Here is a 13121-nt window from a genome sequence, read left to right as displayed (position 1 = left end):
ATCATCGGCGGATGGACGACGCATACGTGGTGGGTGACCCGGACGGCCTCAGCCCACTCCAGGCAGAGATCCGCGACGCGGTGGCCCGCGAACTGCACGCCCAGTTCGCGCTCCGGGCCGACCGCCTCGAACTGGCCGACCTGCCGGAGGTGGCCTACCAGGTCACGCGCCGGGTGGACGAGGTGCTGAGCGCGCGCCCGGCCACTACACCCCGGCGTACGAGTGCAGACCGGTGAAGAAGAAGTTCACGCCGAACAGGTTCATCATCACGGTCAGGAAGCCCACGATGGAGATCCAGGTCGCCACGTTGCGCTTCACGCTCGGCGTGGCCCGGGCGTGCAGGTAGCCCGCGTACACCACCCAGGAGATGAACGCCCAGGTCTCCTTGGGGTCCCAGCCCCAGGCGCGGCCCCACGCCGCCTCGGCCCAGATCGCGCCCGCGATCACCGCGAACGTGAAGATCGGGAACGAGAAGGCGTGCAGCGTGAAGGTCAACCGCTCCAGCCCGGCCGCCGCCGGAAGGCGGCGGGCCAGGGTGTACGGGAAGCTGCGGCGACCCTGCTCCCAGCCGGCCCGCATCAGGTACGCGGCGGCGGGCACCACGCCCAGCAGGAAGAGGCCCGAGGCAAAGATGATCGTCGAGACGTGGATGATGAACCACCACGACTGCAGCGCCGGCATCAGCGGCTCGATCGGCACGTAGAGCTTCAGCTCGGCGAACGCCAGCAGCAGCACCATCACCAGCGTCAGGAACAGCCCGAGCCGGCGCAGCCACGGCTGCTTCCAGAGCACCACGAGCCAGGCCGCCACACCGATCCAGGTGCCGGTCAGCACGAACTCGTACATGTTGCCCCAGGGCATCCGGTCGGCGGCGACGCCCCGCGTGATCACCGCGCCCAGGTGCACGGCGGCGGCGACCGCGGTGAGCCAGCCGGCGATCCGGCCGGCCAGCACGGCCCGGGCGGCGGAGTGGTCCGGCCGCGGCGGCGCGGCCGGCTCGTCGACGGTGCCGCCGGCGCCGCCGACGCCCGCGCCGACCAGTTCCCGCGCGGGCGCGGCCGCGGGGACCTTCCGCGCGTTGCCCAGCGCGAACTCCACGGCGTGGCTGATCATCGCGATCAGGTACACCAGGATCGCGTACGCGACCAGCTGGTCGGAGAGTGCGGACATCACTCGTCTCCTTCTCGCGCCCGCCGCGCGTCCGGCGCGTCGCCGCTCACCGCGGCGACGAGCTGCGCGAACTCGTCGGCGAACCCTGGGTGCTCGGTGCGCGGCAGCCCACCGGCCTCCACCAAACTACTACCGCCCGTCGGAGATCCACCCTCCGGGGGCAAAACCCGGAACCACACCCGTCGCCGCCGGGCGAACAGCGAGCCCATCAGGCCCAGCAGCAGCGTGCCGCTGGCCACCAGCAGCAGCGTCTGCCCGGGCGCGTGCCGGACCGCGAGCGTGATGTACGGCTTGGTGCCGACGAACTCCAGCGTGCTGCCGTCGTCGAGGGTCCACTTCTCCCCCGGCCGCAGCAGCTTGGTGCCGATCTCCTTGAGCTTGCCGTCGTCGATCTGCCGCCGGTCCAGCGCGTAGACCGAGCCGGGGATGCCGGCGTCCATCCCGAGGTTCCCCCGGTACGCGGTCAGGTTCACCATCGGGTTGCGCTCGGACGGATACTGCGACGCCACGTACGGCGCGCTCTCCGGCCCGGTGGGCAGGTAGAGCCCGTCGAAGGCGATCTGCTGGTCCGGGGCCCGCGCGCCGGTCTTCGGGTCGACGTTGGCGTCCGGGAAGATCGCCACGCCCTCCTCGGTCGCGTTGGAGTCGCCGGTACGCAGGAACGGCGCCTCGCTGGTCTGGCTGCGGCCGTACTTGTCGGTGTACTTCAGCAGCGGCGCGTAGCCGTTGCCGAGCAGGTAGACGTTCGCCGAGCCGAGCCGCAGCGGCGAGTTGACCGAGAAGCCGGCGGTCCGCGCCTCGCCGCCCGGCTCCTCCACGGTCACCGTGGCCCAGTAGCGGGACGCCAGCCCGGACGGCAGGTAGTCGGCCTCGAACTTCTCCAGCGTCAGGCAGAACGGCGGCAGGTCGGCGCTGTCCACGCGCGGGCCGAGCGACGCCTCGGCGTACTGCTGACGGGTGTTGCAGAAGGCGTTGTCCTCGCCCGCGACCAGGATGCGGTTGCCGTGCCATCCGTACCAGGAACCGAGCGCGACCCCGAGCAGGACGGCGACCAGCGACACGTGGAAGAGCAGGTTGCCGGTCTCCTTGAGGTAGCCCTTCTCGGCGGAGACCTCGTTGCCGCGCACGGTGACCCGCCACCGGCGGCCGCGCAGCACCGCCGCGATCGCCTCGGGGTCGGCGGCGGCCGGGGCCTCCAGCACCGTGTGCTGGGGCAGCCGTTCGAGCCGCTTCGGCGCGGCCGGCGGCTTCATCCGCAGCGCGCGGACGTGGTCCCGGGCGCGGGGCAGGATGCAGCCGATCAGCGAGGTGAACAGCAGCAGGTAGATCGCGGAGAACCAGACCGAGCCGAAGACCTCGAACGCGCCGATCTGGTCCAGCCGGGGCGCGAGGTCGGGGTGGTCCACGAACCACTGGTTGACCCGTTCCGGGTTGACGCCGCGCTGCGGCAGCACCGAGCCGGGGATGGCCGCGACGGCGAGCAGGAACAGCAGGATCAGCGCGGTACGCATGCTGGTGAGCTGCCGCCACGAGTTGCGCAGCAGGGCCAGCACCGGGTTGACCCGCCGTCGGGGCGCCTGCGCCGGAGGGGTCGACGGCCGGTCGTCGACGGTCGTCATCAGATGCTCACCTCGCCCACGCCCACGTTCGTCTGCAGCCAGATCACCACGTTCACCCAGCCGCCGCTGATCAGCGCCAGGCCGATCGCGATCAGCAGGGCCCCGCCGATGCGGGTGACCCAGCGGCTGTTGCGCCGGACGGCGCGGAACACCCCGAGCAGGCGCTGGAAGCCCAGCCCGAAGACGACGAACGGTATCCCCAGCCCGAGGCAGTACGCCACGGCGAGCACCACGGCCCGGTCGGTGCCCCCCTCGGTGGCCGCCATGCCGAGCACCGCGCCGAGCGTCGGGCCGGTGCAGGGCAGCCAGCTGAGCGCGAAGACCGCGCCGAGCACCGGCGCGCCGAGCAGCCCGGCGGAGGGCAGCCAGCGGATCCGGAACTCCCGCTGCATGCCGGGGATCACCCCGAGGTAGCCGAGCCCGAGCACCACCACGAGCGCGCCGATGACGATCTCCAGCGTGCGCTCGTACCGGAAGAAGAGCTTGCCGACGCCGGAGAAGAGGATCGCGGTGGCGACGAACACGACTGTGAAGCCGGCGATGAACAGCAGCGTGCCGGCGAGCACCCGGCCCTTGACGGCCGCGGTGGTCCGGGCCGGCGCCGCCCGCTCGGCGACGCCCACACCGCCCCCGCTCGCGCCGCCGCTGTTAACAAGGGGCCCTTCCTCTACCGGAGGCGTTAACAGGGGGCCCTTCCTTGCACCCTCCAGGTCGGCGCCGGCCAGGCCGGTCACGTACGACAGGTAGCCGGGCATCAGCGGGAGCACGCACGGGGACAGGAAACTCACCAGCCCGGCCAGTGCGGCCGCGCCCACCGCGAACAGCAGCGGGCCGGACTCGGCGAGCTGGCGGAACGTCTCGCCCATCAGCGGGCGCCGTTCGGCGCCGGCGACTCGGCGGCGATCTTCTCGACGATCGGTCGCAGCTCGTCGCGGGTGACGGCCCGGCGGATCACCACGGCGATCCGGCCCTCGCGGTCGAGCACGACGGTGGCCGGGGTGGTGTTCGGCGGGATGTCGAAGTTGAGCGCCTGCCGGCTGGCCGGGTCGAAGATGCTCGGGTACGTGACCCGGCCCTCCTCGAAGGCGAGCGCCTTGTCCTTGCTGTCCTGCACGTTGATGCCGAGGAACGTCACGCCGGAGCCCTTCGTGGCCTGGTAGGTGTCCTCCAGGTCGTCCGCCTCGGCACGGCAGGGCGCGCACCAGGAGCCCCAGAAGTTGACCACGACGACCTGGCCGCGGTCGCGGGAGATGTCGTAGCCGCCGCCGGTGAGCAGCTCACCGCTGACCTTCGGCGTCTTCGAGCGCTGGTCGGGTGCGCAGGTGACGACGGAGCCGTCGGCCGCGCACCGGCTCTCCTGGCTGCCGGAGGAGCAGCCGACCAGCGCCGTACCGGCGGTGACGGCGGCGAGCAGGGCGGCGGCGAGCCTCCGGGTGAGCATCAGGCCCCCTTGGCCGTCCGGGCGGTCGGCGAGATCGACACCAGGTGGGCGGCCGGCTCGGAGTACCCGATGCCGACGATCTTGGCGCCGTCGAAGTGGAACGAGGTGAGGCTGGCCAGGCCGCACTGGCGGCGGCGCGGGTCGTGCCAGAGGCGCTTGCGCTCGACGTGCCGGCGCAGCGTCCAGATCGGGAGCTGGTGCGACACGAGCACCGCCTCGCGGCCCTCGGCGGCGACGCGGGCGGCGTGCAGCGCGGCGAACATGCGCTCGGCGATGGCCCGGTACGCCTCGCCCCAGGACGGGGTCACCGGGTCGCGCAGCACCCACCAGTTGCGCGGGTCGCGGAACGAGCCGTCACCGGGCGAGACCTTCTTGCCCTCGAACCAGTTCGCGCTCTCGATCAGCCGCTCGTCGACGCCGACGGAGAGGCCGAACTGCGCCGCGATCGGCTCGGCGGTCTGCTGGGCGCGCTCCAGCGGGCTGGCCACCACGTGCACCACGGTCCGGTCGGCGAGCGCCTGCGCGGCCGCCTTCGCCATCTGCACGCCCAGCTCGGAGAGGCGGAACCCGGGCAGGCGGCCGTAGAGGATGCCGTCCGGGTTGTGCACCTCACCGTGCCGCAGCACGTGCACCACGGTCTCCGCCATAGTTACCCCCCGCTTCCCGCCGCTGCCGCCGCCCGCGCCGCCACCGGCAGGGCGGCGGCGATCTGCTCCCACGCCGCGTCGTCGATCGCGGTCGAGACGAACCACGACTCGAACGCGCTCGGCGGCAGGTAGACGCCACCGGTGAGCATCGCGTGGAAGAACGCCTTGAACGCCGGCACCACCTGGGTACGGGCGCTGTCGTAGTCGCGCACGTCCGCGTCGGTGAAGAAGACCGAGAACATGTTGCCGGCGGTGGAGAGGCGGTGCGGCACGCCGGCCGCGGACAGCGCCTCGGTGGTGAGCTTGCCGAGCGCGGCGGAGGTCTCGTCGAGCCGCCGGTAGAGCGCGTCGTCGGCCAGCCGCAGCGTGGCCAGTCCGGCGGCGCAGGCCAGCGGGTTACCGGAGAGCGTCCCGGCCTGGTAGACCGGGCCGGCCGGGGCGAGCTTCGCCATGATCTCCGCGCGCCCGCCGAACGCCGCGGCGGGCAGGCCGCCACCCATGACCTTCCCGTACGTCCACAGGTCCGCGTCCGACGGGTCGAGGCCGTGCCATCCGGCGCGGGACACCCGGAACCCGGTCATCACCTCGTCGACGATGAGCAGCGCGCCGTGCGCGTGCGCGATCCGGGCCAGTTCGGCGTTGAAGCCGTCGCGCGGGGCGATCACGCCCATGTTGCCGGCGGCGGCCTCGGTGATGATCGCGGCGATGTGCTGGCCCTGGGCGGCGAACGCCTCCTCGACCGCGCGCAGGTCGTTGTACGGCAGCACGATCGTGTCGCCCGCTGCCGCGCCGGTCACGCCGGGCGAGTCGGGCAGGCCGAACGTGGCCACGCCGGAGCCGGCGGCGGCGAGCAGCGCGTCCGAGTGGCCGTGGTAGCAGCCGGCGAACTTGATGATTTTGGAGCGGCCGGTGAAGCCGCGGGCCAGCCGGATCGCCGACATGGTCGCCTCGGTGCCGGAGTTGACCAGGCGCACCTGCTCGACCGGCGTCCGCGCGATGATCTCCTCGGCGAGGTCCACCTCACCCGGGGTGGGCGTGCCGAAGCTCGTGCCCAGCGTGGCGGCCTCGCGCAGCGCCTCCACCACTGCCGGGTGCGCGTGGCCGAGAATGAGCGGGCCCCAGGAGCAGACCAGGTCGACGTACCGACGACCGTCGGCGTCGAAGAGCCACGGACCCTCCCCCCGGACCATGAAGCGCGGGGTGCCGCCGACGGCACGGAACGCGCGCACGGGAGAGTTCACCCCGCCGGGCACGACGGCCTTGGCGCGGTCGAACAGGGCCTCGGAGGCCGGGGCGTCGGCCGGGTAGCGGCCGGATCCGGCGGAAAGCGTCTCGGTCACGATGGGCCCATTGTGTCAGCGTCGGAGCACTGCCTGGCACGCACCCCGCGACGGGGGTTACCAGGCTCACCCCGGTGAGCGGCGGCAGGCCGCCAGCGATCCGCTCGACAGGCCCGTCGGTCGAGATCGCGATAGGCTGACCGGGTGGATCGTGCCGAACTGTCCATCGCCGTACAGCGGACCGGTGACGAAGCAGTGCTTCGTCTGGCCGGTGAGATCGACATGCTCACGGCCGCCCAGCTCTCGACGGTGGTCAACGAGGTGCTGGCGGATCCGCCCCCGCGCATCGTGCTCGACCTGGCCGGGGTCACGTTCTGCGACTCGCAGGGCCTCGGCACGCTCGTGGTGCTCAGCCGCAAGGCCAGTCATGCCCAGTGCCTGCTGATACTCACCAACGTCGGCGACTTCCTGATCCGCGTCCTGGACATCACCGGTCTCCGCAGCGCCCTGATGATCCGCAACGAAGCCACCCCGTAGCCCCGCCCTCCTTCCTCCGCGATCTTGCACTTGCGGCCCTCCACGAGGGTGATTCACCCCTTTCGCCGGGGCCGCAAGTGCAAGATCAACGCTGCTAGAGGACGGGGAGGTCGCGGCGGCGGAAGGTGAGCAGGCCAGCCGTGGCCAGGGTCACCGCCAGGGCCGTGAGCAGGTAGAGCGGGGTGGGGGTCCAGGCGTCGCGGAGCACCTGCGGAGTGTGCGTGAACGGGGACAGGTCCAGCAGCCACTGGTCCAGCTCCAGCACCGCGCCGAGCTGCCCGAGCAGCACGCAGACCGCCAGCACCGCCCAGGTGACCGGCGCGAGCCGGGGCAGCAGGCCGTAGAGCAGCACGGCGAGCCCGGCCAGCACCCACGCCGCCGGCACCTGAGCCAGGCCCGCGGCGAGCATCCGGCCCAGCTGGCGGGGCACGTCACCGGTGCTCAGCCCGTACGTCAGGCCGGTCGCGAGCCCGGTCACCGCGAGCACCACCACCGGGCCGAGCAGCGCGAACGTCACGTGCGAGAGCAGCCAGGTCGAGCGGCGGGTGCCGGTGGCGAGCACCGGCTCGGCGTGCCCGGCGGACTCCTCGGCGCGCATCCGCAGCGCGGCCTGGATGCCGTATCCGGCGGCGGCCAGCCCGGCCAGGCTCAGCGTCACGCCCAGGTAGGCGTCGGCCATCCCGGACGCCCCGCCGAGCCGGGCCACGATCTCCTCCATCCGCGGGCTGCCCTCGACGGACCGTCCGGCCGCCTCGGCCGCGCCACCGAGGATCAGCCCGAGCAGGCCGAACCCGACCGACCACCAGAGGACCTGCCCCCGGTGCAGCCGCCAGGCCAGGCCGAACGGACCGGACAGGCCACCACCGGCGGCGGCCGGGCCGAGCCGGGGCGGCAGCACGCCCGCGCCCAGGTCGCGGCGGACCGAGACCGGGTACGCGAACGCGGCGAGCAGTGCCGTGGCGGCAAGCGGCAGCAGCAACACCCACCACCGCTCCCCCTCGTACGGGCGGACCCGGGCGGCCCAGCCCAGCGGGGACAGCCAGCTCGGCCAGTCGTTGCCCGCCGTGTCCCCGGCCAGGCGCAGCCCGAACGCGGCGCCGAGACCGGCGAGGCCGATGCCCCGCGCCCCACCCGCGGTCTCGGTCAACTGGGCCGCCAGCCCGCCGAGCGTGGCGAACACGACGCCGGTCAGCACGGTGACCAGGCCGTACGCCAGCGAGCCGCCGACCGGCAGCCCGGTCGCGACCAGCCCGGCGGCGGTGAGCAGGCCGAGCAGCAGATCCGCCGCGTACGTGACGAGCAGCGCGGCGGTCAGCCCGGCGTGCCGCCCGAGCACGTTGCCACCGAGCAGTTCCCGCCGGCCGGCCTCCTCCTCGGTGCGGGTGTGCCGGATGACGGTGAGCAGGCTGGCCAGCGCGACGATCAGCAGCAGGAAGCCGCTGCGCTGCGCGGTCAGCCCGCCGATGCTGTCGCCGTAGGCGGGGCCGAGCAGCGCGACGATCGACGGGTTGCGGGCGGTGCCCTCCAGGTACGCGGCCCGCTCGGCGGCGGTCGGGAACAGCCCGGCGAAGCTGGCCGCGTACGTCATCGGCAGCACCGCGAGGATCAGCACCCACAGCGGCAGCAGGAGACGGTCCCGGCGCAGGATCAGCCGGACCAGGTGGCGGGTGCCGGTGAGCGTGCTCATGCCCGGTCCGCCGTCTCGTAGTGCCGCAGGAACAGTTCCTCCAGCGTGGGCGGCGTGCTGACCAGGCTGCGTACGCCCAGCTCGGTGAGCCGGCGCAGCGCGGCGTCGAGCGCGGCGGTGTCGACGTCGAAGCGCACCCGCCGCCCGTCGACCCGCAGGTCGTGTACGCCGGGCAGGTCGGCCAGGCCGTCGAGCGGCGCGGCGACCTCGGCGTCGATGGCGGTGCGGTGCAGGTGGCGCAGGTCGCCGAGCGTGCCGGACTCCACCGTCCGGCCGGCCCGGATGATCGTCACCCGGTCGCAGAGCGCCTCCACCTCGGCGAGGATGTGGCTGGACAGCAGCACCGTGCGTCCGTCGTGGACAGCGCGGCGGACCCAGTGCTGGAAGACCTCCTCCATCAGCGGGTCGAGCCCGGAGGTCGGCTCGTCGAGGATGAGCAGTTCGACGTCGGAGGCGAGCGCGGCGACCAGGCCGACCTTCTGCCGGTTGCCCTTGGAGTAGGTGCGGCCCTTCTTGCGCGGGTCCAGCTCGAAGGAGTCCAGCAGTTCGGCGCGGCGTTTCGGGTCGAGCCCGCCGCGCATCCGGCCGAGCAGGTCGATCACCTCGCCGCCGCTGAGGTTGGGCCAGAGCGTGACGTCGCCGGGCACGTACGCGAGGCGGCGGTGCAGCGCGACCGCGTCCCGCCAGGGGTCGCCGCCCAGCAGCCGGGCGGCCCCCGCGTCCGCCCGCAGCAGGCCGAGCAGCACCCGGATGGTGGTCGACTTGCCGGAGCCGTTCGGGCCGAGGAAGCCGTGCACCTCCCCGGTGCGGACGGTCAGGTCGAGCCCGTCGAGGGCCCGGGTGCGGCCGAAGGTCTTCACCAGGCCGGACACATCGATTGCCGTTTCCATAATTCAGAAGCTACGCTCGTTTCACAAACTTGTGAAGACTGTAGGGTCACGGGGTGAGTGTCGAGGAGCCGACCATGAACGAGCCGTTCCGCCACGACGACGAGGAGGAGGTCCACCTCTTCGTGGAGCGGATGGCGATGGCCTTCGCCGACGTGGGCTTCCCCCGGATGGCCGCCCGGGTCCTGTTCACGGTGATGAGCGCCGACGACCCGCTCACCGCGGGCGAGATCGCCGAACGGCTCGGCGTCAGCGCGGCGGCGGTCAGCGGCGCGGTCCGCTACCTGACCCAGTTCGCCATGCTGGTCCGCGAGCCGGTCAAGGGGTCCCGGCGCGACCGCTACCGGATGCCGGACAACCCCTGGTACGAGGCGACGATCACCAAGACCACGCTCTACAAGAACTTCATCGACATCGCCGCCGGCGGGGTCGACGCGCTGCACGGCCGCAGCACCCCGGCCGGTGAACGGGTCGCCGAGATGCGCGACTTCTTCCTCTTCGTACAGGAGGAACTGGAATCGCTCGGCGACCGGTGGCGGGCCCGGCGGGCCGCGACCGGGCACGGCGGCCCGGCCGGCGGCTGAACCGTCAGCGGGTGTTGCCCCAGCGCGCCTGCTCCAGCAGCTCGACCGCGCGTTCGCGGGTGGACGGGTCGTCGTCGGCGCGCAGCAGCGCCGTCGCCTCGTCCACCGCGTCGGTCAGGTGCCGCCACTGCAGATCCCGCTCCCGCACCAGGTCCGACTGGGCGGCGAGCTGCCGGGTCTTCACCCACAGGTCGACGAAGACGGTCACCTTCGCCCGCAGCACCCACGGATCGAACGGCTTGGTCAGGTAGTCGACCGCACCCGCCGCGTAGCCGCGCAACGCGAGCTGCGCGTCCTTGTCCGCGGCGGTGAGGAAGATGATCGGTACGTGCCGGGTGCGCTCGCGCCGCTTGATGTGCGTCGCCGTCTCGAAGCCGTCCATGTCGGGCATCTGGGCGTCCAGCAGGATCACCGCGAAGTCGTCCACGAGGAGCTGCTTGAGCGCGGCCTCGCCGCTCTCCACCGCGACCGACTGCACCGGGAGACCCTGGAGGATCGCCTCCAGCGCCATCAGGTTCTCCCGCCGGTCGTCCACCAGCAGGGCCTTGGCCGTCTGCGTCACGCGTTCTCCTCGCCTCGGCTGCGGCCGATCCAGGACGCCATCAGCTCGATCAGCTCGTCCAGGTCCACCGGCTTGGTGATGTAGTCGCTGCCGCCGGCGCTGAGCGCCGACTCCCGGTCGCCGGGCATCGCCTTGGCGGTCAGGAAGACGATCGGCAGGTCCGCGAACCGGTGGTTGCGGCGGATCTGCGCTGTCGTCTCGTACCCGTCCTGGTCCGGCATCATGGCGTCCATCAGGACGATGTCCACCTCCGGATGCTCGGCGAGCTGGCGGACGCCGTCCGCCCCGTTGTCCGAGTACAACACGGTCATGCCGTGCAGTTCCAACGCGGACGTCAACGCGAACACGTTCCGCACGTCGTCGTCGATGATCAGCACGGTCACGCCGTCCAGCCGCCGGGTGGCCGGCGTCTCCTGCGGCTGCGGCAGCTCCATCGGCATGAGCAGCGACGACGGCAGGCCCGCGCGGCTCGGCGACGGCGGCGCCGGCGCCACCACCGCGTCCGGCGCCAGCACATCGGGTACGAAGAGAGTGAACGTCGAACCCTGACCGGGCGCGGACGAGACGGTGATCGTGCCGCCGAGCAGGCGGGCCAGATCACGGCTGATGGACAGGCCCAGGCCGGTCCCGCCGTACCGCCGGCTGGTGGTGCCGTCCGCCTGCTGGAACGCCTCGAAGATCAGCGACAGCTTGTCGTCGGAGATGCCGATGCCGGTGTCGATCACGGTGAACGCGATCACCCGCTGCGCGTTCGTCAGCGCCGGCACGTCGAAGACGGCGTTCTCGGCCGCCGGCCCGATCCGCAGCGTCACCGCGCCGTTGTCGGTGAACTTCACCGCGTTGGAGAGCAGGTTGCGCAGGATCTGCTGCAACCGCTGGGCGTCGGTCACCAGCGCCGGCGGCAGATCGCTGCTGACCCGTACCTGGAAGTCCAGGCCCTTCTCCTCGGCCTGCGGCGCGAACGCCTGCTCGACGTAGCTCCGGATCTCGGCGAACTGGATCTCGGTGGGCTCCACGTCCATCCGGCCCGCCTCGATCTTCGACAGGTCGAGGATGTCGTCGATCAGCGAGAGCAGGTCCGAGCCGGCGCCGTGGATGGTCCGCGCGAACTCGATCTGCTTCGCGCTGAGGTTGCGCTCCGGGTTCTCGGCCAGCAGCCGGGCCAGCAGGAGCAGCGAGTTCAGCGGCGTACGCAGCTCGTGGCTCATGTTCGCCAGGAACTCCGACTTGTACGCCGACGCCCGGGTGAGCTGCTGCGCCTTCTCCTCCAAGCCGAGGCGGGCCAGCTCGATCTCCCGGTTCTGCGTCTCGATGTTGGCCTTCTGCTCGGACAGCAGCTTCGCCTTGTCCTCCAGCTCGGCGTTGGTGCGCTGCAACTCGGCCGACTGGTCCTGCATCTCGTGCGCCAGCCGCTGCGACTGCGCCAGCAGCTCCTCCGTACGCCGGTTGGCCTGGATGGTGTTGACCGCGACGCCGATGGTGAGCACCAGCCGCTCCAGGAACGCCAGGTGCAGGTCGGAGAACGTGGCCACGCCGGCGAACTCGATCACGGCGAGCAGTTCGCCCTCGAACAGGACCGGGAGCACCACCAGGTCGGCCGGGGGCGTGTCGGCCAGCCCGGAGCGCACCACGAGGCGCCCGTCCGGCTGCGCCTTGACCCGGATGGTCCGGCGGGACAACGCGGCCTGCCCGACCAGCCCCTCACCCGGGCCGAACGTGACGTCGTGCCCCCGGGCCACGTATCCGTAGGAGGCGGTGAGCCGCAGCCGCATGCTGCCCTCGGAGCTGTCCGCCAGGAAGAACGCGCCGAGCTGCGCGTCCACCAGCGGGGTCACCTCCATCATGATCATGCGACAGACCTCGCCCAGGTCGCGCTGGCCCTGCAGCAGACCACCGATCCGGGCCAGGTTCGAGTCGAGCCAGCCCTGCTCGGCGTTCTTCTTCGTCGTCTCCCGGAGGGTGACGATCATCTGGTTGATGTTGTCCTTCAGCTCGGCGACCTCGCCCTGCGCCTTCACGTTGATCCGCTGGGTCAGGTCGCCGCGGGTCACCGACGTGGAGACCTGCGCGATCGCGCGCAACTGCGTGGTGAGCGTGGAGGCGAGCTGGTTGACGTTCTCGGTGAGGTCGCGCCACGTACCGGAGACGCCCTTGACCTGGGCCTGACCGCCCAGCTTGCCCTCGGTGCCCACCTCGCGCGCCACGCGCGTCACCTCGTCCGCGAACGAGGAGAGCTGGTCCACCATCGTGTTGACGGTGTTCTTCAGCTCCAGGATCTCGCCCTGCGCGTCCACTGTGATCTTCTGACCCAGGTCACCGTTCGCCACGGCGGTGGTGACCGAGGCGATGTTCCGCACCTGGCTGGTCAGGTTCGACGCCATCGAGTTCACGTTGTCGGTCAGGTCCCGCCACGTACCCGAGACGCCCTTGACCTGGGCCTGACCACCCAGCTTGCCCTCGGTGCCCACCTCACGGGCCACCCGCGTCACCTCGTCCGCGAACGACGACAGCTGGTCCACCATCGTGTTGACAGTCGACTTCAGCTCCAGGATCTCGCCCTGCGCGTCCACGGTGATCTTCTGCGACAGGTCACCCTTCGCCACCGCAGTGGACACCTGGGCGATGTTGCGGACCTGCGCGGTCAGGTTCGACGCCATCGAGTTGACGTTGTCCGTCAGGTCCCGCCAGGTGCCGGCGACGCCGCGTA

At 71.9% G+C, this 13121-nt stretch carries 13 protein-coding genes; 3 read left to right on the top strand and 10 right to left on the bottom strand.

Features of this window, described 5'->3' with window-relative positions; all coding sequences use genetic code 11:
* Positions 1-11 precede the first annotated feature (11 nt).
* Complete coding sequence (locus A4R25_RS26005; protein WP_043327397.1) at positions 12-236, top strand: hypothetical protein; 225 nt, start codon at positions 12-14, stop codon at positions 234-236.
* On the opposite strand, the gene ccsB is transcribed toward A4R25_RS26005, so the two are convergent.
* From ccsB to hemL, 6 genes are read right to left on the bottom strand one after another with little or no spacing between them, the layout of a single operon-like run.
* Positions 205-1170, bottom strand: a complete 966-nt coding sequence (ccsB, locus tag A4R25_RS26000; RefSeq protein ID WP_064448403.1) for a c-type cytochrome biogenesis protein CcsB — start codon at positions 1168-1170, stop codon at positions 205-207. The genes A4R25_RS26005 and ccsB overlap by 32 nt on opposite strands.
* On the bottom strand, positions 1170-2789 hold the full coding sequence (locus A4R25_RS25995) for a cytochrome c biogenesis protein ResB (protein WP_064448402.1): 1620 nt from the start codon (positions 2787-2789) through the stop codon (positions 1170-1172). Before A4R25_RS25995 ends, ccsB begins: the two co-directional genes overlap by 1 nt.
* Entirely contained in the window at positions 2789-3655 is an 867-nt protein-coding gene (locus A4R25_RS25990; protein WP_064448401.1) for a cytochrome c biogenesis CcdA family protein, read from the bottom strand. Before A4R25_RS25990 ends, A4R25_RS25995 begins: the two co-directional genes overlap by 1 nt.
* Positions 3655-4230 (bottom strand): TlpA disulfide reductase family protein, encoded by a 576-nt coding sequence (locus A4R25_RS25985; protein WP_030500717.1) that lies wholly within the window; start codon positions 4228-4230, stop codon positions 3655-3657. Before A4R25_RS25985 ends, A4R25_RS25990 begins: the two co-directional genes overlap by 1 nt.
* On the bottom strand, positions 4230-4877 hold the full coding sequence (locus A4R25_RS25980) for a histidine phosphatase family protein (protein ID WP_013283542.1): 648 nt from the start codon (positions 4875-4877) through the stop codon (positions 4230-4232). Before A4R25_RS25980 ends, A4R25_RS25985 begins: the two co-directional genes overlap by 1 nt.
* A gap of 2 nt (positions 4878-4879) precedes the next feature.
* Entirely contained in the window at positions 4880-6217 is a 1338-nt protein-coding gene (gene hemL, locus A4R25_RS25975; protein WP_064448400.1) for a glutamate-1-semialdehyde 2,1-aminomutase, read from the bottom strand.
* 144 nt (positions 6218-6361) lie between these two features.
* Between hemL and A4R25_RS25970 the strand changes: the two genes are divergently transcribed.
* Positions 6362-6694: an STAS domain-containing protein gene (locus A4R25_RS25970; RefSeq protein ID WP_043327409.1), complete on the top strand. Its 333-nt coding sequence runs from the start codon at positions 6362-6364 to the stop codon at positions 6692-6694.
* A gap of 94 nt (positions 6695-6788) precedes the next feature.
* Here A4R25_RS25970 and A4R25_RS25965 read toward each other — a convergent pair whose 3' ends face one another.
* Positions 6789-8381 (bottom strand): ABC transporter permease, encoded by a 1593-nt coding sequence (locus A4R25_RS25965; protein WP_064448399.1) that lies wholly within the window; start codon positions 8379-8381, stop codon positions 6789-6791.
* Positions 8378-9271: an ABC transporter ATP-binding protein gene (locus tag A4R25_RS25960; RefSeq protein ID WP_043327413.1), complete on the bottom strand. Its 894-nt coding sequence runs from the start codon at positions 9269-9271 to the stop codon at positions 8378-8380. Before A4R25_RS25960 ends, A4R25_RS25965 begins: the two co-directional genes overlap by 4 nt.
* A gap of 53 nt (positions 9272-9324) precedes the next feature.
* Between A4R25_RS25960 and A4R25_RS25955 the strand changes: the two genes are divergently transcribed.
* Positions 9325-9852 (top strand): GbsR/MarR family transcriptional regulator, encoded by a 528-nt coding sequence (locus tag A4R25_RS25955; protein ID WP_231915637.1) that lies wholly within the window; start codon positions 9325-9327, stop codon positions 9850-9852.
* 4 nt (positions 9853-9856) lie between these two features.
* Here the strand turns inward: A4R25_RS25955 and A4R25_RS25950 are convergent, their stop codons facing one another.
* Together A4R25_RS25950 and A4R25_RS25945 are read right to left on the bottom strand one after the other, a co-directional pair.
* The gene (locus A4R25_RS25950; RefSeq protein ID WP_013283536.1) at positions 9857-10414 is read right to left on the bottom strand and encodes a two-component system response regulator; all 558 of its coding nucleotides are present in this window, start codon (positions 10412-10414) and stop codon (positions 9857-9859) included.
* A partial coding sequence (locus A4R25_RS25945) for a HAMP domain-containing protein (protein WP_157539163.1) occupies positions 10411-13121 on the bottom strand: 2711 nt, incomplete at its 5' end. The genes A4R25_RS25945 and A4R25_RS25950, both read right to left, overlap by 4 nt.

The sequence above is a fragment of the Micromonospora sp. NBRC 110037 genome, assembly GCF_001652995.1.
GTDB classification, from domain to species: domain Bacteria; phylum Actinomycetota; class Actinomycetes; order Mycobacteriales; family Micromonosporaceae; genus Micromonospora; species Micromonospora chalcea.
This window is presented reverse-complemented; position numbering and strand designations above follow the sequence as displayed.